The sequence below is a fragment of the Flavobacterium sp. RSP49 genome, from assembly GCF_003968735.1.
In the GTDB taxonomy this organism is placed as follows: Bacteria; Bacteroidota; Bacteroidia; order Flavobacteriales; family Flavobacteriaceae; genus Flavobacterium.
Window position 1 is genome coordinate 60,003 of the sequence record NZ_RYDN01000003.1, and the last position, 20,330, is coordinate 80,332.

A 20,330-nucleotide genomic window follows, 5' to 3' on the forward strand; every position below is an offset into this window, starting at 1 on the left:
ACTGGGCTAATAACACCCATTTTTTATTTTACAATAAAATAATTTTGTGGCATATAAATTATATATTTGAATTTCTCATCTTTGTTTCTTTAAAGTGGGGAAAGTCCATATAAAAATAGATATGAAGAATTATAAAAACACACTATTTTATTTAAGTGTTACTGGCGGTTTTATAGCGCTAATGTATTGGATCATAAGTAAAGGAAAGCATTTAGAAGTGGCAGAAACGATAGTGACACCAGAGAGCGGAAACGGTTCGTGGAGTGATTTTTTAGTGTCGATTCAGCATAACTTCCAAGATCCTTTGGCTATCCTTTTGGCACAAATTATTACGATTATTCTAGTTGCTCGTGTTTTTGGCTGGATTTTCAAGAAAATTGGTCAGCCTTCAGTAATTGGGGAAATTATTGCGGGTATTGTTCTAGGACCATCTTTGCTGGGATTGTATTTTCCAGAATTTTCAATTGCTTTATTTCCTGTTGAATCGTTGGGGAACTTAAAGTTTTTGAGTCAGATAGGACTGATTCTTTTTATGTTCGTGATAGGGATGGAACTCGATTTAAAAGTGCTGAAGAACAAAGCTAATGAAGCGGTGGTAATCAGTCATGCGAGCATCGTCATTCCCTTTACTCTCGGGATTGGTCTGGCTTATTTTGTGTACAATCGTTTTGCTCCTGAAGGCGTTAAGTTTCTTTCTTTCAGTTTGTTTATGGGAATTGCGTTGAGTATCACTGCTTTTCCTGTGTTAGCCAGAATCGTTCAGGAAAGAGGTATTCATAAAACTAAATTAGGTTCTATAGTTATTACATGTGCTGCTGCTGATGACATTACGGCTTGGTGTATACTGGCAGTGGTCATTGCAATCGTTAAAGCAGGAACGTTCGTGAGCTCCCTATACATTATTATGTTGGCGGTGCTTTATGTTGTAGCTATGATTTTTATTGTAAAACCATTTCTAAAAAGAATTGGAGATTTATATGGTTCTAAAGACAGTATTATAAAACCAGTTGTGGCGATCTTTTTTCTGGTACTTATTATTTCCTCGTATGCTACTGAGGTTATCGGTATTCATGCTTTGTTTGGAGCGTTTATGGCGGGAGCCATTATGCCAGATGTTCCAAAATTCAGGACCATATTTATAGAAAAAGTAGAGGATGTGGCGTTGATCCTTTTACTGCCTTTATTTTTTGTATTCACAGGTTTGAAAACTGAAATTGGGCTGATCAATGATCCGTATTTGTGGAAAGTGACCGGTTTTATTATTCTGGTAGCCGTAGTAGGAAAATTTTTGGGAAGTGCATTGGCTGCCAGATTTATAGGGCAAAGTTGGCGGGATAGTTTGACAATTGGTGCCTTGATGAATACCAGAGGTTTGATGGAATTGATTGTGTTAAACATCGGGTTGGAGCTTAAAGTGTTGACTCCTGAAGTCTTTACCATGATGGTCATTATGGCTTTGGTCACGACTTTTATGACCGGTCCGGCCTTAGATCTCATCAATTATATTTTTAAAACTAAAGATGGGGTTGAAATTTTGGAACCATCAAATGATAACAAATACCGAATTTTAATTTCATTTGGAAACAATGAAAAAGGAAAATCGTTGCTTCGATTGGCCAATAGTTTGATAAAAAAACAGAAAAACACGTCGAGTGTTACCGTTATGCATTTGTCTTTAAGTGATGAGGTACATACTTTTAACATGGAAGACAAAGAAAAAAATAGTTTTTATCCTATTGTTGAAGAATCCCATCTCCTGAAGCAGGACATCACCACGATTTTTAAAGCAACGATGGATATTGAAACTGAAATTGCCGATGTAGCCAATCAAGGCGACTATGATTTGTTATTGATAGGTCTAGGAAAATCTATTTTTGAAGGGACTATTCTTGGAAAAGTAATTGGCTTTACCACACGGATCATCAATCCGGATCGTTTGATTGATAAGTTTACCGGCAAAGAAGGCTTGTTTGAAAACTCGCCCTTTGATGAAAGAACCAGACAGATTATTTCTAAAACCAAGATGCCAATAGGGATTTTGATCGATAAAGATTTACAGCACGTAAACCATATTTTTATTCCAATTTTTAGCCCTGAAGACTCTTTTTTGATTGATTATGTGCAAAAATTAATTTACAACAACAATTCTAAAATTATTCTTTTGGATGTAAATGGGCATCTTACGACTAATTTTGTCATGAAGAGCGCTATTGATTCTTTGGAGCAAAAATACCCAAATAACATTGGTTTGATAACCGATAAAATCATTAAAAAGGAATTTTTAGATCAGCAGGATTTAATGGTAGTCAGTCTTGAAAGTTGGAAAGACTTGGTGGACTCCAGAAGCACTTGGCTGAGCGGAGTTCCTTCGGTATTAATTTTAAAACAATAATATGAACTGGATTTTATTAATTTTAGGAGGTCTTTTTGAAGTGGGTTTTGCCACTTGCTTGGGCAAAGCCAAGGAAAGTTCCGGAATGACAGCCACATTCTGGTTGTGCGGATTCTTGATTTGTCTGGCAATAAGCATGGGATTACTTTACAAAGCCACACTCACTTTGCCTATAGGCACCGCATACGCGGTTTGGACTGGGATAGGAGCAGTGGGAACCGTATTGGTTGGAATTTTTGTCTTTAAAGAACCAGCTGATTTTTGGCGAATATTTTTCATCACCACTTTGATCAGTTCTATTATAGGATTAAAATTTGTGTCGAGTCATTAAAGGCCTATATTGAGGACGAAGCTTATTTTGACAGCAATATTATCTTGAAATTTACTCAACTGATTGGGTCCATACCGGTAAAACCCACCTAATCCAAGTCCTTTGTAAATTTGATTCAGTTCGATTCCCGATTCGAAATACCCTTTGTTCAGTGTCTTATAATCCAGTCCGATGTGCTGCTCCGGGTTTTGTAAATTACCCCAAGCCACGCGGGATACAATGACTAAAGACGGTTTTATTTTTTTGAATAATGTGACACGGCTAAACCCGTGCTTGAATTGAAAATAGGCATATTGACTGGAGAAAAACTCATTGAAAAACATGGTTTCAAAACTGTTTTTGCCTGAAAAAGTAATCCTTTGAATGATAGTTTCTTTGGTAATATTATTAGGCGAGGTGTTGTACAAATGAGTTAAGGGTATTGCACCAAAAGAATATCCTGCCTCGAAAAGTAAGCTTGTTTTTTGACCGTTTAAATATTTTTTTTCATACTCTGTTTTAAAATCTATTTTGCTGAACTCAAAATCATTTTGCCAGATTTTGGGGAGGGATTGGGTGTATTGAAACGTAAATTTCGGAAAACGTTTTTCAACCTCAATTCGTCCCGTAGGCGTTTGCATATAATCACTAAATGGATTCCAGCGCAAAGAAACCATTGCGGTAGTCATCACGTAATTGGGGTATAATTTTCCGTTTAAATTGAAAATATAATTGAATTGTGGTTCCACAGCCGTTCTAGAGAGTTCCCATAAACTTTCGGTTTTTGGAATGACTTTAGTCTCTATAAATGTTTTCCAAGTTACATAATTATAAAAAGTACTGATGTTTATTGGTCTGGGATCATAAATTTTAAAAGGCTTTTTGTCAATTGCAAATACGGTACTGGCAATTTCTCGAAGATCATCCGTATAGGAAACTCCTATCCAGGAATTAGTAAATTTCCCTACACGTGCTGCTATTCCTAAGTTATACTTAAAATCATTATCTTTTGTTCCGTAAGCGGTGTATCCTTCGACTCTAAAATTTTTTGAAAATCGTTCGTTTGTAGTGCCTCCAATTCCCAATCTAAATCCTTCGTAGTTATTATAGCTAAACAATTTACGTAAGTCTAAATCGAATTTTCCTATAGGTAAATACCCATTGATGATTTTCCTGCCAAAACGGAGGCGGCTTTCAATTCTTTTTTTGATCGAAAGACTGTCGAGTGCCAGATAGGTCTTTTGGCTTCGGCTGTCTAAGCTGTCTTTTCTGTAGGTGTCCCAAAAAGCCTCTGGTTTATTAACTGCATCGTCTTTGATTTCGATAGTGACGGCTGATTTTTTTATTTGGATCGGTATGTTATACTGGATTTCAAAATTGTTGGTTTGCGATAATAAATAGGTGAAATCCGAGGCTGTTTTTTTTCGTTCTTTAAAATCGTTTTCTACATCACCATCAAATTGAATCGTTCCGCCAAGGATTTTTATATCGTCATCATTTTTGCCCTTTACAATTTTAAAGGTTTTGTCCGTTGGAAACCATAATTTTTCACTGGGAATGTACTTAAAGTTATGAATTCCACTAATGTCAAGAACGCCTTTTATGCGCATTACCGCTTTGGCGACAGCAAAATTATTTTGGTCAATATAAAGTACGCCTTCCAGTCCTGACGCTCTTCTTTTTTTCTTGTTCTTGAAGTAAATCATGTAGGTGTTTCTGCCGTCAATGATCAGGGAATCCAACAGTTTATAGTTGTAATCTTTTAGGGCATCATTGGCAATGGGACTGTTGTACTTGGTCTCAAAAAGTTCGTAACGGGAATCGTAAATAGAGAAGGACTGTAAATTAAATGCAATGATTTCATAAACAGGTTGCTTGAAACCCGCCATTTTGGTACCTAATATAGTTTCTTTTAATGTGCTATTAGCAAATTGATATTGTGATACTTTTTCAGTTTGAAACAGATGTTGCTGACGTACGATATCTTTAAACTTATACTCGGAAGAGTCAATTTTTGAGAACTGATCACCGCTTGATTTTTGGACAAAAACAGAATCGATTCTCCCGTCAATGGAGTCAGGATTTGCGCTTACAATGAGTTTTTTGTAGGATTTAAACTCGAAACTGTAGAGTTTTTTTTGGGGGTTATTATTGTCTTTATTTTCGATCGCCTTTCGGATAATTGCCAAAGCTGGGTTTTCGTCTGGAACCACCACTTCATTCAGATCATCTGTTTTTTGAGATAGCATGACCACATAATAATTTTTGTTTTTTTCAAGGGTAATTCTGGCTTTGGTGAAACCAATATATGAAATATCAAAGGCTGTAAAGGGAATTGGAGTAACGATACTAAACTTCCCATCCACATCAGAGATGGAGTTTATACCGTCAGTTGTAGTAATCGTAGCAAATGGTAATGGTTTATTGGTTGTAGACTCTTTCACAATTCCATTGACTTGAAACTGCGCCTGTAGCGAAAGCGTTAAAAAAAAGAAGAACACACACAATTGCTTCATAAATAGGGTTTACTGCAAAACGGGTATAATCTCATTTTGGTACCGCAAAAATAACAATAAAAAAATCCGTTCCCCTAAGCGAACGGATTTTTAATAGGATTTGAAAGGGAATTACACCTTCATGATTTCAGCTTCTTTAACCACTAAAAGTTCATCTATTTTACGGATATAACTATTGGTTAAGTTTTGAACTTCTTCTTCGGCACTTTTGCAAATGTCTTCTGATGTTCCTTCTTTTTCTAATTTTTTGATCTCAGTGTTAGCATCTTTTCTGGCATTTCTGATACCCACTTTAGCGTCTTCGGCTTCAACTTTGGCTTGTTTGGCAAGATCACGTCTTCTCTCCTCAGTTAGTGCAGGAACACTGATGATAATTACATCGCCGTTATTCATAGGGTTAAAACCAATGTTGGCCACCATAATTGCTTTTTCAATCACGTGCAGCATGTTTTTTTCAAAAGGTTGTAACGTAATTGTTCTGGCATCAGGTACACTTATTTTTGATACCTGCGAAAGCGGTGTTGCGGATCCGTAATAATCAACAAAAACACTTCCCAGCATGGCAGGAGATGCTTTTCCGGCACGAATATTCAAAAATTCTTTTTCTAAATGCGCAATAGAACCGGTCATGGATTCTTTGGTGCTATCTAATATAAATTCAATTTCTTCAGTCATTTTTTTAGGTTTTGGGTTTTGGGTTTTAGAAATTTGGAGCAATCCAAAAGCTATAACCAGGAACCATTAACTATATATTTACTACGGTTCCTATGTTTTCTCCTTCGCAGATTTTTAATAAATTGCCTACTTTATTCATATCAAAAACCACGATTGGTAATTTATTTTCCTGGCTTAATGTAAAAGCGGTTGTGTCCATTACATTCAATCCTTTTTTGAGGACATCTTCAAAGGAAATAAATTCGAATTTCACGGCAGATGGATTTTTTTCCGGATCACAATCATACACACCATCCACGCGAGTTCCTTTTAGAATCACATTAGCATTGATCTCAATACCCCGTAAAACGGCTGCGGTATCTGTTGTGAAATAAGGATTTCCTGTTCCGGCTCCAAAAATTACAATTCTTCCTTTCTCCAGGTGGCGGTCTGCTCTTCTTTTGATATAGGGTTCCGCAATGGATTCCATTTTTAACGCCGTTTGCAAACGGGTTTTCATTCCTTTTTCTTCCAGTGCACCCTGTAAGGCCATTCCGTTGATCACAGTGGCCAGCATTCCCATGTAATCTCCTTGCACTCTGTCCATTCCTGCGCTGGCTCCGGCAACTCCTCTAAAAATATTTCCACCACCTATTACAATCGCTATTTCTACTCCTTTATCATGAATTAGTTTAATTTCGTCAGCGTATTCAGCTAGTCTTTTTGGGTCAATTCCGTATTGCAAGTCGCCCATTAAAGCTTCTCCACTTAGTTTAAGAAGAATTCTTTTGTATTTCATGTGTGTGTTGAGTTGATTGGTGCAAATATAGACATATTCTGTTTTCTAAAAAATGCGTTATTTAAATTTTATAAATTTAGTTTTTCGTACGATTTTTTTGCGGCTTCATAGCCAATGTTAAATACGGCATCCATTTTAATTCGGTTGGTTTCAAACGTACTGTACAGGCATAAATCCTTTGGTTCTATGATCCAATCGCAGATGTTAAATTTATGCATATTAGAATTTGCCGAAAGAATATCAAAAGCCCGAGTCGTTACCGCTTTGATCGTATTCAAATCTTTGGCGTCTATTTTTTGAATAGGACTCACGTAAACACCAATCAGGGTATCGCATTGTCCTTGCAGGATATCTGTTGGAAAATGATTTAGGATCCCTCCGTCACTATAAATGCTTCCTTTTATTTCATAAGGGGACAAAATACCCGGAAACGCCGAGGAAGCTAAAACAGCATCTGTAATTTTTGTTTCGGGGGCAAATATTTTTAGTTTTCCTCGAACCATATCGGTAGCTGTAATTTGAATTGGAATTTTTAAATCGCCCAAAACAGCCTCTCCAAAAATAGTATGAAAATAACTTTTGAAGGATTCTGAATCAATCAACCCCGCCTTTTTAAAGGTCAAATGTTTCCAATGAAAAAGATAGATCGACTTGAAAAACTCCAGAATTTCCTCCGGTGTCTTTCCCCAGGCATACATTGCACCAACAATAGCACCTGCGCTCGTACCCGCTATCTGAGACGGGCGGATGTTTTTTTCTTCTAAAAATTTGATCACGCCAGCATGAGCAATACCCTTAGAACCGCCTCCGGAGAGAACTAATCCTATCGATTTTGTTTTTAAATCCATCTTTGTAATTTAGGATAAAAATACACTTTTTGTAGAATTGAAACTGATATAAGTCATCTTTATAGGCCAATTTTATGCTAACTTTGTGTAAACAACTTACGTATTATGAAAATTCCTGTAGCTAAAGCATTATTTAACAGTCATTCCTATACCGATTACAGAAAACTTATTTCAGATTTAATATTGGAAGGAAAATCCACAGGAAAGGAACAATCCGAAAATTTGACGCAGTATAGCACCCTGAATGAAACCCGTATGCATCGTTTGGACAAAACCATTACAATTACGGAAGAAAATCAGATTAAGTTAAAGAATCTAAAAAGTGAAAACATTTGGGTGGTAATTTCAGAAGGTTGGTGCGGAGATGCTGCTCAGTTGTTGCCAATCATGAATACAATGGCAGTGCAATCTGGCAAAATTGACTTGAGAATTGTGCTGCGTGATGAAAATGAAGAACTAATGAACTTATATCTGACGAACAAAAAAAAATCAATTCCTATATTGATCGTTGTCGCTAAAACAACAGGCGCTATACTCGGTAGTTGGGGACCAAGACCTAAAGCTGCTGCTGATTTGGTTGCGGATTATAAAAAAGAATTTGGCGTTATTGACGAAACTTTAAAAACCAACTTACAACTCTGGTATTTGCACGATAAAGGGATAACAACCCAAAACGAGTTGATTGGTTTGATGGTTAATTTAGAGGTGTAATTTTTAAGTCAATACGCATCAAATTTTGAATAGTCTAACCTATTTTGTTTAAAAAGTGATTATTGGGAGTCAGGCATGTACTTTTATGGTAGCATGTCTTAAACCAATATTTAAAAAAATATCTGATATTTATCAAGTTATTGATACCACAACACCTGTTTTATTGCTATCAGAGTTGCAGATTTAGGATTATTGGTCTCAAATATAGTTTAACCGTGCAGACTAAATTCTATTTGCCAGTTATAGCAGGAATCAATTTAACAAAGTTATTCCACGAGAATCCTTTTTTTGTAGTTTTGTTAAAAAGGAATAGTTGTGATAACAGACATTAATTTATTGGATTTAAATAAAACCTATTCGTATGTGAATTATCTAACTTGGGAATTTCAGAAAAAAATGGAATTAAGAAGGGGAGAGGATTTACTTCTCCTGATCTTTCCGCATCGCATGATAATACGCAGCACGGCTCAATGGCTCGTATTCTTCGGTTTCGCCCAGCATGACGAGTTTGTCATTGTCGGTTTTGCGGAAACTGTAATTCGCGAGATTTCCCGTGCGGGTACACACGGCATGGACTTTGGTTACATATTCAGCAGTTGCCATTAAAGCAGGCATCGGGCCAAAAGGATTTCCCTTGAAATCCATATCCAATCCGGCCACGATAACACGGATTCCCTGATTGGCCAAATCGTTACAGATCTTGACAATTTCGTCATCGAAAAACTGTGCTTCGTCAATGCCCACTACATCACAACCTTGTGCCAAAATTGCAATATTTGCGGCAGCGGGAACGGGCGTAGAACGGATTTCATTAGCATCATGAGAGACCACCATTTCATCATCATAGCGGGTGTCGATTGCTGGTTTGAAAATTTCGACTTTTTGCTTGGCAAATTGCGCTCTTCTCAAACGACGGATCAATTCTTCGGTCTTACCCGAAAACATGGAGCCACAAATGACTTCGATCCAACCAAATTGTTCTTTATGATTTACTGTATTTTCGAGAAACATTTTGTATTTTTCTGACTTAAAAAATGAATAGTTTTTATTGCTTTATAATAAAGAAACCGACTTAAAAATTGTATACTTTTACGTCGTTTCAAAAGTATAAAATTTATATCAAATGGGAGATTCGAGAGCACTTATTTAAAAAAATAAAAATCGTGTTCACAAAGATTCCCTTTTCTTGGGACGATATCAAACGGAATACGAAAACGCATCAAAAAAGACCCGCTTAACACCCTATAATTTCAACAGACATGAAAAAAAAATTGGAAGCCGATTTAATCAGCATTGCACACAGAATATTACAGCTAAAAAATAAATCTGATATCAATCAATTATATCTGGAAACACAGAAGTTATACGAAAAACTTTCTGTCTTACGATTTGTGGAAGAACATTTCAGTGAAGCAAAACCAACCATTGGTATAACGGAAATCAGCAGAGAAATCGCAGCTGTTTTTGATACAACTGATTCCGTTCAACCACAAACAGTTCCGGTACTAGAAGAAACAATAGTTGAAGAAACAGTAGAAACGACTTTGGAACAAACCGAAGAAATAACTCCTTCAGAGGAACCGGATCCAGTTGCAACGGAGGAAGAAAGTGCCGTGGAAGTCCAAGAAACTGAAGCTGATAAAATTCCTGAAGAGGAAATAATTATTGAGGAAGCAGCTGCTGAGAAAACTATCGAAATGCCTTTAGAGCAAGCCGAAGCGCTACTTGAGGAGCATGAAAAAGAAGAGGAAATGGTAGTCGGCGAAACAGTTGTTGCTACGGAAACGGAAGCGGTGGATGAGACAGCAGAACCGGAAGCGCCTTTTGAACCTGCTTTTGAATTATCACAGGAAGAAGAAACGCAGACGGAATTGGAAATGCCAAAGAAAGCGCAAGCGGTCCAAATCTCTTTTGAGGATTTATTAGGAGGCAATTATCACGACACGCTTTTTGTAAAAAAACAGCAAGTAGATAACATTCCAACAGCAATAGTTATTGAAACTCCAAAAGAAAATCTACAACCTGAAGAACCGGAATCAGAAAGTACTCCCGCAGCACCAACCGAAAAAGTAGAGCCAAAAATAGTTTCGCTGAACGAAAAATTAGCCAAAGGAATCAATATCGATTTAAATGACCGCATTGCTTTTATAAAACATCTTTTTGGAAACAGCAGCGAAGATTACAACCGCGTTTTAAATCAATTAATCACATTTGATACCTTCTATGAAACCAGAGATTTTATCCAGGAAATGGTAAAACCGGACTATAAGAACTGGGAAGGAAAACAAGAGTATGAAGAACGTTTTATGGATATTATAGAGAAAAAATTTTTGTAAATCGCCTTGAATTGTTCTGAATATACATTTGAACAAATACAGACTTTCTTTAAATTTTGTATTTAATTATTTTATCTATGTCAAAATTATACATCGTTCCTACGCCTATTGGCAATCTCGAAGATATGACTTTTCGGGCGATTCGGATTCTTAAAGAAGTCGATTTGATTCTCGCCGAAGATACGCGTACAAGCGGAAAATTGTTAAAGCATTTCGAAATTGGCACTCACATGTACAGCCATCACATGCACAACGAACACAAAACCATCGAGAATTTAATTTCGAGGTTAAAAGCCGGAGAAAATATCGCCTTAATCTCAGATGCAGGAACGCCAGCGATTTCTGATCCTGGTTTTTTACTGACCCGCGCTTGTGTTGAAAACGGAATTGATGTGGAATGTTTACCGGGTGCAACGGCGTTTGTTCCGGCATTAGTCAACAGCGGTTTACCCAATGATAAATTTGTTTTCGAAGGTTTTTTACCTGATAAAAAAGGACGGCAAACTAGATATTTAGCGTTGGCAGAAGAAACCAGAACGATGATTTTATATGTTTCTCCACATAAATTAGTAAAAACTTTAGCGGAATTCATTACCTTTTTTGGTGAAGACCGCCAAATATCGGTTTCTAGAGAATTATCTAAACTACACGAAGAAAATGTTCGCGGAAGCGTGAAAGAAGTGGTCGATCATTTTAATAAAATAGCGCCAAGAGGTGAAATTGTCGTCGTGATCAGTGGAAAAACTATCACTAAAGAACCTAAAAAAAGTAAATTTTCGGAAGAAGAATAACCCATAAAAAACTATGAATTTAGAATCCTTTATAGATAAATTAAAGCAAACGCCAGAAATGATCACGTTTGCAGAAACCATCGCAACAATTGAAGATAACTACGATTTTACTCCTACGGCATTTGAGAATGGTTTGCAACACAATGCAGCTGGAGAAAATTCAGGATCTTGCAAGTTGTTTGCTTTCGCTGAAATTCAAAGTTTATCAGAAGCAGCAACATTAGCCTGTTTTGGAGCGTATTATTACGAAGATGTTTTGCAAAATCCAAACGGAACAGATCACCAAAACATCCGCAATTTCATGAAAACCGGATGGGATGGAATTGCATTTTACGGAAGTGCTTTGGTTTCAAAATAAAATTACAATCCGATCTCAGGTCGAGCGCAGTCGAGACACATCAGTTGGTCTCGACTGCGCTCGACCTGACAAAATTCCTAATACAATTTTATAATTCCTAATCAATATGCGTTGGACCCTAAAACCAAAACCTTCCGAAAATGCCGTTCAACATTTGGCGAAAGCATTGAATGTAGAAGATTTTGTGGCCACTTTATTAGTACAACGCGGCATTGAAACTTTTGAAGATGCCAAACGATTTTTTCGTCCGAGTTTAGCTGATTTGCACGATCCGTACTTGATGAAAGATATGGAAAAAGCAGTAGCCCGAATCGAAAAAGCGATTGAAAACGAAGAAAATATTCTTGTTTTTGGCGATTATGATGTCGATGGTACCACCGCAGTTTCTCTCGTTTCTTCCTATTTAAAAACCTATTATCCAAACGTGGCGACCTACATTCCGGATCGTTATGGAGAAGGTTATGGCATTTCATTCAAAGGTATTGACTTTGCTGATGACAATGGATTTTCACTTATCATCGCTTTGGATTGTGGTATAAAATCCATTGATCATGTGGGGTATGCCAAAGCAAAAAACATCGATTTTATCATTTGTGACCACCATAGACCAGGAAATTCTCTGCCTGAAGCCGTTGCTGTTCTCGATCCAAAACGTGATGATTGTAATTATCCTTATGATGAGTTGTGTGGTTGTGGAATAGGTTTCAAATTGATTCAGGCTTTGGGTGTCAACCGAAACCAGACAATTGAGGATTTGGTTCCGTATCTGGATTTAGTATCGGCTGCCATTGCCGCTGATATCGTTCCGATGACCGGAGAAAATCGGGTGCTGGCTTACTTTGGACTGCAAGTCATCAACACTGACCCAAGACCAGGAATCAAAGCCATCATTCACCAGATAAAAAAACAAACCTTAGACATTACCGATGTTGTTTTCATCATCGCTCCCAGAATAAACGCTGCCGGACGGATCAAACACGGCAATCATGCGGTAGAATTACTAACCGAATTTAATTTTGAGCAAGCCCAACAATTTGCTTCTGAAATTGAGGCATATAATTCTGAACGAAAAGATTTAGATAAATTAATTACCAAAGAAGCGTTGCAACAGATTGAGGAAAATAATGAAAAAGAACGTTTTACTTCCGTAGTTTTTCAAGAAGATTGGCACAAAGGAGTAATAGGAATTGTTGCTTCCCGTTTGATTGAAACGTATTACCGTCCAACACTTGTTTTCACCAAAAGTGGCGATAAATATGCTGCTTCGGCACGATCCGTAAAAGGATTTGATGTGTATAATGCACTCGAAGCGTGTACAGAATATTTGGAACAATTTGGCGGTCACATGTATGCTGCGGGAATGACATTGGCGGCAGAAAACTATCAAGTCTTTAAAGAAGCTTTCGAAAAAGAAGTGGAAAGAACCATTCATTCGGATATGTTGACACCCGAAATTGCAGTTGATGCCGAGATTGATTTTGCGGATATTACTCCAAAATTAATCCGGATTCTGAAACAATTTGAACCGTACGGACCACAAAATATGACGCCAATTTTCCTGACTAAAAACATCAAAGACACTGGTTATGGAAAACCTATGGGTCAAGATCAGGAACACCTAAAACTTTTTGTCAAACAAAATAATTCCGAGGGGATTGCTGCAATTGGTTTTAATTTAGGTGACAAAATGGAACTGACTACGCATCAAAAACCTTTTCAAGCGGTCTATTGCATTGATGAAAACGAATGGAAAGGTAAAATAAGCTTGCAATTGCGATTGCGAGATATTAAAGAATGATTATTTTGTTATGAAAAAAAAAGACCCGTATTCGGCACTGCGGTATAAAGAATTCAATATTTTTTTGTTATTGCGTTTTGCTATGGTTTTTGGCTGGTCGATGCAATTTATCGTCATTGAATGGGAAGTCTACAGTTTAACCAAAAACCCGTTGTCCTTAGGAATTATCGGATTAATGGAAGTTATTCCAGCCATTTCAATGGCTTTATTTGCCGGACATATAGTCGATCAAAAAGAGAAAAAAGGATTGCTATTTAAATGCATATTAGGATTTTCAATTATTAGTTTGGGCTTGTTTTTATTTACATGGCCACCCTTTATAAAAGACTTTTCTACCCAAACTATTTTATATTCTATTTACTTTTTCGTGTTTTTAGGCGGATTGGTTCGTGCTTTTCTTGGCCCGACGATATTTTCTCTTTTGTCTTTGATTGTTCCTAAAAAATTATATCCCAATGCTGCCACTTGGAGCAGTTCTGTTTGGCAAATAAGTTCCGTTTTAGGACCTGCGGTAGCCGGTTTTTTGATCAATTGGATTGGTGTTCATTGGTCCATGTCCATCGTTTTGGGGTGTTCACTTTTTGCGTTAATCGCTTTAACCCAAATTGCAACGAAACCTATTTTGAATCCAAAAATTGGCGAACCCATTATGGAAAGTTTGAAGGAAGGTGTGAAGTTTGTCTACAACAATAAAACGATTTTAGGTGCTTTATCACTAGATATGATTGCCGTCCTTTTTGGAGGAGCTGTAGCGCTGTTACCCATTTTTGCACAGGATATTTTGAAAGTAGGCCCTCAAGGATTTGGTGTTTTGAGAGCCGCACCGGCAGTTGGCGCATTTTTGATGCTAATAATATCCGCTTATATTCCTTTTACCAAAAATGCGGGTATGAAACTGTTGTCGGCAATTTTTGCGTTTGGGATTTGTATTATCGTTTTTGGACTTTCATCGATTTTTTGGTTGTCAGTTGCTGCTTTATTTTTAAGCGGTGTTTTCGATGGGATTTCGGTGGTGATACGCCAAACTATTTTGCAATTGAAAACTCCGGATCACATGAGAGGCCGAGTTGCAGCGGTGAATTCTATATTTGTGGGTTCCTCTAATGAATTGGGTGCTTTTGAAAGCGGATTAACCGCAAAGCTGATGGGAACTGTTAGCGCAGTGGTCTTTGGTGGAACCATGACACTGATTACCGTATTTATTACAGGAGCTGTATTCCCTACTTTTAGAAAACTGGACTTGCAAAAAGATATTGAGGAACATGAAAAGAGCGAGTAATATTGTCATTGCTTCGCCAGTTTGCTATCACTCGTGTCCGACAAGGGGGAATCACACAATTTGAATAACTTGATGTGATTTCTCCTTCGTCGAAATGACAAACTACACGGTTGTTTATTACAAAAGTAGAATGGCATTAAACATGCTATTTTAAAAAAATCTCAAGATTATTTTACCAAACTTTTATACTTTTTTATGTTTTATTATTTAGAACAAATATAAATAATACTTATATTTGCTTCAAACTAATGAAACATGCAAGAAATAAAACAAATATATCATAACAATTTAGGCACTGCTTTCTACTGGAGAAAAGATAATGACGTTGTACTGGACAAAGTCCAATTGGTTTTTAGAGAAATTGGTTTTTATTTTACCCAACAGGAACTGCAACTATTTAAACGTTGTATTGAAGACAGCTATATCCAAAACAGATGTTGCGATGATTGTGAACTGAAAAACAAATGCCACAAATTTTTACTAAAAACACCTTGTTCCCAAATTGATTTGGCCGTTTCCATGGAAGAATTAGATGCCGTAAAAGATTTGGTAGAAGGCACTTTGTTTAAAATAAATCTAGATGATTATTTGTATGGAGAGGGAATGAATTAGGGATTGGTTTATTAATTTCAACTTCAATCTTTTATAAACAGTTTGTAATTTTAGACACGATCGAGACGCTCGTGCCAGCTGGGGGAATCACGTTTTAAATATTCAATCTCTCTTTTTGCTAATTCTAAATATTTTTCCATATTATTTTTTAAGTATATTGGTTTTTAAGTATATTGGTTTTTTGTGCGTCAAATTCTTCTTTCGTCAAAACTCCATCATCAAAAAGTTTTTTCAATTGGGTTAATTCATTTGATGCGCTATTTGTTGGTTTAACTACAATATTCTTGTTTTTATCGTTTGAAACAGACCATATTAAAGCTACTATCCAACCAATAACAGTCCAACCTAATAGAAGGTTTAAAATGATTATTGAACCCGCATTTCTTAATTTATAACCTAAAATACTGGGTAAAAAATAAAGAGCTATTAATGAAATTATAATGATTGTTTGCATATTTTCTATTTAAGATTAATTTCTACTAAACTGTACACCAACTCGTTTATAGATATGACATGATCAGCACAATCCTGCCAAATTTATAGAGATTGAAAATCGAATCAATCAAATATTACCTAAATCAAATATACAAAAAAAGAAAACGTCAACGGAGAAGCATTCGCATATTTATAAGTTTTTTATGCAATAAAAAGAAAGGAGGTCAATACTAAAATACTCGAAAATTTCTTAATACTTTTTAATCTCAAAATTCTCGCCATCAAAAACGCCATAAGTAAAATACGTAATCCAATCGCCTAAATTCACATATTCGGCATTTTCTCCTACTGTTACTTTCATAGGCAAATGGCGGTGGCCAAAAATAAGGTAATTGTAGTGTTTGGTTTCTAATTTTCTTTTGGAATACAGAATTAACCATTCATTGTCTTCACCCAGAAAAGTCACATCTTCATCACCAGAGATCAGTTTGTTTTTTACGGACAGGTATTGCGCCAGTTTAACTCCAATATCCGGATGAAGCCATCTAAAAAGCCATTTGAAAAACGGATTTGTAAATATCTTTTTCATGCGTTTGTATCCTAAATCACCTGGACCTTTTCCGTCGCCGTGGCCAATAAGGAATGTTTTATTTCCAAAAGTATATTCTTGATTGTCATGAAAAACTGGAATGTTCAATTCCTTCTGAAAATAATCTTCCATCCATAAATCATGGTTTCCCACGAAGAAATAAATAGGGATGCCACTGTCTCGGATTTCGGCCAATTTACCTAAAATACGGATAAACCCTTTTGGAACTACGGTTTTGTATTCGAACCAAAAATCAAATAAATCGCCCAATAGAAAAATAGCTTCAGCATCGTCTTTTACTTCGTCGAGCCAAGCTACGAATTTTTGTTCTCTCGGGAAACTCAATTCGGGTGTCGGTGCCCCAAAATGCTGGTCGGAGGCAAAATATATTTTTTTGTTATTGTGTAATTGCATGAAGTTACAGTATGGATTTCACATTATCACTGGCAAACCATTCCGCGAAAGAAGATTCGGTTTCTTGTAATTTCAAAGAGAAAAGGGTGATTCCTTCGGGTAATCTTCTGATGATTCTTTGAGAAAAATCAACTACCATATTTTCGCTTGTTGGTTGGTATTCTACTAAAATAACATGGTGTCCGCGAACTATTAATTCGTTTGCCAATTCGATATGCGGGGTTGTTCCGTTGAAAACAGTCGCATGGTCAAATTGATCTACTATTTCTTCTTTTACAATTTTCTTTAAATCCGTGAAGTCAATCACCATTCCAAATTTCACATTAGAGCGATCTGAAATTGGGGTTCCAATTACCGTTACTGACAATTTATAACTATGTCCGTGGACATTTTTACATTTCCCATCATAGCCATATAAGGCGTGTCCGGTTTCGAAACTAAATTGTTTTGTAATTCTGATATAGCTCATTGGAGTTTAATTTTGATGCAAATTTAGCAAATTGATATGAGAAATGGGATGTAAATATTTTCCCTCCCCAACCCTCCCCAAAGTGGAGGGAGATAGGATGAAATTATTTTGTTTATAATCCGAATTTGATAATCCACAAATGTTCTAGCCCTGATGGAAACGGCATCCTTTTTATAAGGTGATTTTTTTTCACCTTATAAAAAGATATAGTGTACAGCAGGAAATAGCTCCTGAAATAAATTCAGAATAAATCCTGAGAAAATCACTTTTTGAATTGGGACAATGCTTTTCTGGTAAAATCAGACAACACCAATTTACCCGAAATCGCGGCGCGTTCTAGCAACAATGTATCCCAATGTTGCGTTCCTTCCCAGAAAACCTTTTTCATCTCCAATAAAGCTTCTGGATTGTAACCGGATAATTTACCAGTGAAATCAGCTATTGCGGCATCCAGTTCTGTTATGGTTTCAAAAGTATTAGCGTATAATCCTTTGGCTACCGCCCAATCAGCGGTTTTCCATTCATGGGCTGCGAGGGTCATTTCGGCCATTGCCGTTTTTCCGATTTTCTTCGAAACGACAGGTTCTATTACAAAGGGACCAATTCCGATGGCCAATTCTGATAGTTTTATTGATGCATTTTTTGTCGCCAATGCATAATCACAGGCGGAAGCAATTCCTACGCCTCCACCAACTGCTTTTCCATGAATGCGCCCGACGATAAGCTTGGAACATGAACGCATTGCATTGATCAAATGCGCAAATCCAGAAAAAAATTGTGTTCCTGCTTCTTCATTGGAAACAGCTAAAAGTTCATCAAAAGAAGCACCCGCGCAAAAGGCACCCGAGCCTTCACTTTGTATAACTATCACCGAAACGGCTGGATCGGCACTTAAATTATTGAATTCAGTAGTGAGTCGATCTAACAATTCTCTCGGAAAAGAATTACTTGAAGGATGAGCAAATGTAACGGTTGCAATTTTATTATCAATAGTTGTGAAGAGCGAACCTATTGGGTTTTCTGATACCATAGTGGGGATTTTGATGTAAAGTTAAAAAAAGTAAAGGAGGATTTGACTTTTTTTCAAATAGAATGGATTTGTATTTTGAAATTTGCTTTTTGGGAAATTTATATGTTATATTTGCGAACTAGTTTGGGGGATTAGCTCATTTGGCTAGAGTACTTGCCTGGCAGGCAAGGGGTGACCGGTTCGAATCCGGTATTCTCCACCAGTAATACCAAGCCTTACAGCAATGTGAGGCTTTTTTTATGGAGTCTAAGTGTACTTATTGAGTGTGCTTTCTTCATTAGTGAGTATGAGAATGGATTTTATTGGTAGCCAAAAATGTATTTTAATCATTACTTTTGGCTGCTAATAATCATTGAAAAGCTATATTTTTTCAAATAAACTATCCATCGTAACTTCATTATCCATAACTTCATTGCTATAAGCATTATTTTTAACCCCAAAAGTTGTAACGAATGTGATAAATAAATTATTCCTTGTTAATGTTTCTTTCTTAAATTCGCTTTTCTTTTTTCGAATATTTTCAGCATAAGATTTGTCAATAACAAATTCATTTACAGAAAATTTCATTTCACAAATATTAATACTACGGTCACTTCTTGCTATAAGTAAATCAATTTGAGCATTTTTATTTCTCCAACTGGAGCTTTTACTATCGATGCCTATTAATCCTAGTTTTTTTAATATTTGGTCAATATGTTTAAGACATAACGTTTCAAATGCAAAACCTCCCCATGATATATAACTCCTAGAAGTAAAAAGACTTGTCCAACTTGAACTTAAGTTGTTTTTAATAAATTTAAAATAGAAAAGAGAGTATTCATCTGACAGCCTATAAAGGGTGTCTTTTGTTTTTTTATCGTAGGGAAAATATTCAGAAATGAATCCAGATTCAATTAGTTCTTGAATCGTTTTTGATAGAGTACCGCCAGAAGGAATTTTTGACTTATCTATCAATTCCTGTCTTAACATCCCTTTTTGGGTTGAGGCTAAAGCTTCAATTATTCTCATGTGATTTTCAGAATTCTCAAATAAAGAAGCAAAAATTTGATTAAATTCATTTACTAAAACACCATTTTTTTGGAAACATAGCCTATCAATTGCTACAGGAACACTGTCCCCTGGGTTAATTTTTTCTAAATAATGAGGAATGCCTCCAATAGCCATATACAATTGAAGATAGGAATATCTATCTAAATTAATTTTTTTGGATTTTAGAAAAAGTTCAGTTTCATAAAGATTAAAAGGCAACAATCTTATCGGTATTGTTATCCTATTATGTAAGCCTTTTTTATCATTAATTACTTTATTAACCATAAACGAAGCAGAAGAGCCACATATTACAACAATCAAATCATTTCGTTTTGTGCAATAGCTATTCCAAAAGTGGCTAAACATTTGTATAAATTTTGACTTGTGAGTATAAATCCAAGGGAATTCATCTATAAAAATGACTTTTTTGGTTGATTTTTTTAAAGTGTCAATATAGTCTCCTAATAGTGCAAAAGCTTCCATCCAATTTATTGGTATGCTTGTCTTGGTTGGATGTGTATATTTTTTAGAAAGTTCAATATGAAAGTTCATCAATTGTTCTTTAAAACTTCCATCAGGAATTCCCGAAACTTCAAAAATCATTTCTTTAGAAAAGGTTTCACGAATTAAAAAAGTTTTTCCAACACGTCTTCTTCCATATATCGCTATTAACTCTGACTTATCAGAACCGATAGCGTGATGTAATAATTCTATTTCCTTTTCTCTTCCTATAACTTTTTTCATAAAAGTGTTTTTATTGTTAGCCAAATGTATTAAATAATATTGAGATTTGGCTAACAATAGATATTAATTGGCAATAATTTTTAATAGTTATCTCGATTTACAACACATTAATCTAAGTGTACTTAATGAGTGGCAAAATGCTTGAAAATGTATGATTTTGCATTACTTAAAAAACATTAACCCCAGTAAAATAAGGTATTCTTAAAATATAGATTC

Annotated in this window: 19 protein-coding genes and 1 tRNA gene; 10 read left to right on the forward strand and 10 right to left on the reverse strand. The window is 36.0% G+C overall.

Going from position 1 to position 20,330, the window contains the following annotated elements:
- Positions 1-121 precede the first annotated feature (121 nt).
- On the forward strand, positions 122-2,392 hold the full coding sequence (locus tag EKM02_RS02800) for a cation:proton antiporter (protein WP_126451952.1): 2,271 nt from the start codon (positions 122-124) through the stop codon (positions 2,390-2,392).
- Between the two features lies 1 nt (position 2,393).
- Complete coding sequence (locus tag EKM02_RS02805; protein ID WP_126451953.1) at positions 2,394-2,723, forward strand: DMT family transporter; 330 nt, start codon at positions 2,394-2,396, stop codon at positions 2,721-2,723.
- On the opposite strand, the gene EKM02_RS02810 is transcribed toward EKM02_RS02805, so the two are convergent.
- The 4 genes from EKM02_RS02810 to EKM02_RS02825 all read right to left on the reverse strand — a co-directional run bounded on the left by EKM02_RS02810 (position 2,720) and on the right by EKM02_RS02825 (position 7,519).
- Entirely contained in the window at positions 2,720-5,218 is a 2,499-nt protein-coding gene (locus EKM02_RS02810; RefSeq protein ID WP_126451954.1) for a DUF5686 family protein, read from the reverse strand. The two genes, EKM02_RS02805 and EKM02_RS02810, sit on opposite strands and share 4 nt — an antisense overlap.
- A gap of 111 nt (positions 5,219-5,329) precedes the next feature.
- Complete coding sequence (gene frr, locus EKM02_RS02815) at positions 5,330-5,893, reverse strand: ribosome recycling factor (RefSeq protein WP_126451955.1); 564 nt, start codon at positions 5,891-5,893, stop codon at positions 5,330-5,332.
- Positions 5,894-5,963: 70 nt separating this feature from the next.
- Positions 5,964-6,671: a UMP kinase gene (pyrH, locus tag EKM02_RS02820; protein ID WP_126451956.1), complete on the reverse strand. Its 708-nt coding sequence runs from the start codon at positions 6,669-6,671 to the stop codon at positions 5,964-5,966.
- Positions 6,672-6,739: 68 nt separating this feature from the next.
- Positions 6,740-7,519 (reverse strand): patatin-like phospholipase family protein, encoded by a 780-nt coding sequence (locus tag EKM02_RS02825; RefSeq protein WP_126451957.1) that lies wholly within the window; start codon positions 7,517-7,519, stop codon positions 6,740-6,742.
- Positions 7,520-7,624: 105 nt separating this feature from the next.
- On the opposite strand from EKM02_RS02825, the gene EKM02_RS02830 reads away from it, so the two are divergent.
- Entirely contained in the window at positions 7,625-8,230 is a 606-nt protein-coding gene (locus EKM02_RS02830) for a thioredoxin family protein (RefSeq protein WP_126451958.1), read from the forward strand.
- A gap of 420 nt (positions 8,231-8,650) precedes the next feature.
- Here the strand turns inward: EKM02_RS02830 and EKM02_RS02835 are convergent, their stop codons facing one another.
- Positions 8,651-9,241: a thymidine kinase gene (locus EKM02_RS02835; protein ID WP_126451959.1), complete on the reverse strand. Its 591-nt coding sequence runs from the start codon at positions 9,239-9,241 to the stop codon at positions 8,651-8,653.
- A gap of 248 nt (positions 9,242-9,489) precedes the next feature.
- Between EKM02_RS02835 and EKM02_RS02840 the strand changes: the two genes are divergently transcribed.
- The 6 genes from EKM02_RS02840 (at position 9,490) to EKM02_RS02865 (ending at position 15,404) form a co-directional block, all read left to right on the forward strand.
- Positions 9,490-10,566 carry a hypothetical protein gene (locus tag EKM02_RS02840; protein ID WP_126451960.1) on the forward strand — a complete coding sequence of 359 codons (1,077 nt, stop codon included), beginning with the start codon at positions 9,490-9,492 and terminating at the stop codon, positions 10,564-10,566.
- Positions 10,567-10,643: 77 nt separating this feature from the next.
- Positions 10,644-11,357, forward strand: coding sequence for a 16S rRNA (cytidine(1402)-2'-O)-methyltransferase (gene rsmI, locus EKM02_RS02845; protein WP_126451961.1), 714 nt, complete (start codon positions 10,644-10,646; stop codon positions 11,355-11,357).
- Positions 11,358-11,370: 13 nt separating this feature from the next.
- Positions 11,371-11,715 (forward strand): HopJ type III effector protein, encoded by a 345-nt coding sequence (locus tag EKM02_RS02850; RefSeq protein ID WP_126451962.1) that lies wholly within the window; start codon positions 11,371-11,373, stop codon positions 11,713-11,715.
- 106 nt (positions 11,716-11,821) lie between these two features.
- A complete protein-coding gene (recJ, locus tag EKM02_RS02855) occupies positions 11,822-13,513 on the forward strand; it encodes a single-stranded-DNA-specific exonuclease RecJ (RefSeq protein WP_126451963.1) in 1,692 nt (563 codons plus the stop codon).
- A gap of 10 nt (positions 13,514-13,523) precedes the next feature.
- A complete protein-coding gene (locus tag EKM02_RS02860; RefSeq protein ID WP_126451964.1) occupies positions 13,524-14,792 on the forward strand; it encodes an MFS transporter in 1,269 nt (422 codons plus the stop codon).
- Between the two features lie 255 nt (positions 14,793-15,047).
- The gene (locus EKM02_RS02865; protein WP_126451965.1) at positions 15,048-15,404 is read left to right on the forward strand and encodes a hypothetical protein; all 357 of its coding nucleotides are present in this window, start codon (positions 15,048-15,050) and stop codon (positions 15,402-15,404) included.
- A gap of 148 nt (positions 15,405-15,552) precedes the next feature.
- Here EKM02_RS02865 and EKM02_RS02870 read toward each other — a convergent pair whose 3' ends face one another.
- The 4 genes from EKM02_RS02870 to EKM02_RS02885 form a co-directional block, all read right to left on the reverse strand.
- Positions 15,553-15,858, reverse strand: coding sequence for a superinfection immunity protein (locus EKM02_RS02870; protein ID WP_126452036.1), 306 nt, complete (start codon positions 15,856-15,858; stop codon positions 15,553-15,555).
- A gap of 231 nt (positions 15,859-16,089) precedes the next feature.
- Positions 16,090-16,842, reverse strand: a complete 753-nt coding sequence (locus tag EKM02_RS02875) for a UDP-2,3-diacylglucosamine diphosphatase (RefSeq protein ID WP_126451966.1) — start codon at positions 16,840-16,842, stop codon at positions 16,090-16,092.
- A 4-nt stretch (positions 16,843-16,846) separates the two neighbouring features.
- Complete coding sequence (locus EKM02_RS02880) at positions 16,847-17,311, reverse strand: 6-pyruvoyl trahydropterin synthase family protein (protein WP_126451967.1); 465 nt, start codon at positions 17,309-17,311, stop codon at positions 16,847-16,849.
- Between the two features lie 262 nt (positions 17,312-17,573).
- A complete protein-coding gene (locus EKM02_RS02885; RefSeq protein WP_126451968.1) occupies positions 17,574-18,341 on the reverse strand; it encodes an enoyl-CoA hydratase/isomerase family protein in 768 nt (255 codons plus the stop codon).
- Positions 18,342-18,466: 125 nt separating this feature from the next.
- On the opposite strand from EKM02_RS02885, the gene EKM02_RS02890 reads away from it, so the two are divergent.
- Positions 18,467-18,543: transfer RNA gene (locus EKM02_RS02890), tRNA-Ala, on the forward strand.
- 158 nt (positions 18,544-18,701) lie between these two features.
- Here the strand turns inward: EKM02_RS02890 and EKM02_RS02895 are convergent.
- A complete protein-coding gene (locus EKM02_RS02895) occupies positions 18,702-20,114 on the reverse strand; it encodes an AAA family ATPase (protein ID WP_126451969.1) in 1,413 nt (470 codons plus the stop codon).
- Between the last annotated feature and the right edge of the window lie 216 nt (positions 20,115-20,330).

Coding starts and splice junctions, on each gene's coding strand:
- EKM02_RS02800 (WP_126451952.1), top strand. CDS start 122: ATGAAGAATTATAAAAACACACTATTTTATTTAAGTGTTACTGGCGGT.
- EKM02_RS02805 (WP_126451953.1), top strand. CDS start 2,394: ATGAACTGGATTTTATTAATTTTAGGAGGTCTTTTTGAAGTGGGTTTT.
- EKM02_RS02810 (WP_126451954.1), bottom strand. CDS start 5,218: ATGAAGCAATTGTGTGTGTTCTTCTTTTTTTTAACGCTTTCGCTACAG.
- frr (WP_126451955.1), bottom strand. CDS start 5,893: ATGACTGAAGAAATTGAATTTATATTAGATAGCACCAAAGAATCCATG.
- pyrH (WP_126451956.1), bottom strand. CDS start 6,671: ATGAAATACAAAAGAATTCTTCTTAAACTAAGTGGAGAAGCTTTAATG.
- EKM02_RS02825 (WP_126451957.1), bottom strand. CDS start 7,519: ATGGATTTAAAAACAAAATCGATAGGATTAGTTCTCTCCGGAGGCGGT.
- EKM02_RS02830 (WP_126451958.1), top strand. CDS start 7,625: ATGAAAATTCCTGTAGCTAAAGCATTATTTAACAGTCATTCCTATACC.
- EKM02_RS02835 (WP_126451959.1), bottom strand. CDS start 9,241: ATGTTTCTCGAAAATACAGTAAATCATAAAGAACAATTTGGTTGGATC.
- EKM02_RS02840 (WP_126451960.1), top strand. CDS start 9,490: ATGAAAAAAAAATTGGAAGCCGATTTAATCAGCATTGCACACAGAATA.
- rsmI (WP_126451961.1), top strand. CDS start 10,644: ATGTCAAAATTATACATCGTTCCTACGCCTATTGGCAATCTCGAAGAT.
- EKM02_RS02850 (WP_126451962.1), top strand. CDS start 11,371: ATGAATTTAGAATCCTTTATAGATAAATTAAAGCAAACGCCAGAAATG.
- recJ (WP_126451963.1), top strand. CDS start 11,822: ATGCGTTGGACCCTAAAACCAAAACCTTCCGAAAATGCCGTTCAACAT.
- EKM02_RS02860 (WP_126451964.1), top strand. CDS start 13,524: ATGAAAAAAAAAGACCCGTATTCGGCACTGCGGTATAAAGAATTCAAT.
- EKM02_RS02865 (WP_126451965.1), top strand. CDS start 15,048: ATGCAAGAAATAAAACAAATATATCATAACAATTTAGGCACTGCTTTC.
- EKM02_RS02870 (WP_126452036.1), bottom strand. CDS start 15,858: ATGCAAACAATCATTATAATTTCATTAATAGCTCTTTATTTTTTACCC.
- EKM02_RS02875 (WP_126451966.1), bottom strand. CDS start 16,842: ATGCAATTACACAATAACAAAAAAATATATTTTGCCTCCGACCAGCAT.
- EKM02_RS02880 (WP_126451967.1), bottom strand. CDS start 17,311: ATGAGCTATATCAGAATTACAAAACAATTTAGTTTCGAAACCGGACAC.
- EKM02_RS02885 (WP_126451968.1), bottom strand. CDS start 18,341: ATGGTATCAGAAAACCCAATAGGTTCGCTCTTCACAACTATTGATAAT.
- EKM02_RS02895 (WP_126451969.1), bottom strand. CDS start 20,114: ATGAAAAAAGTTATAGGAAGAGAAAAGGAAATAGAATTATTACATCAC.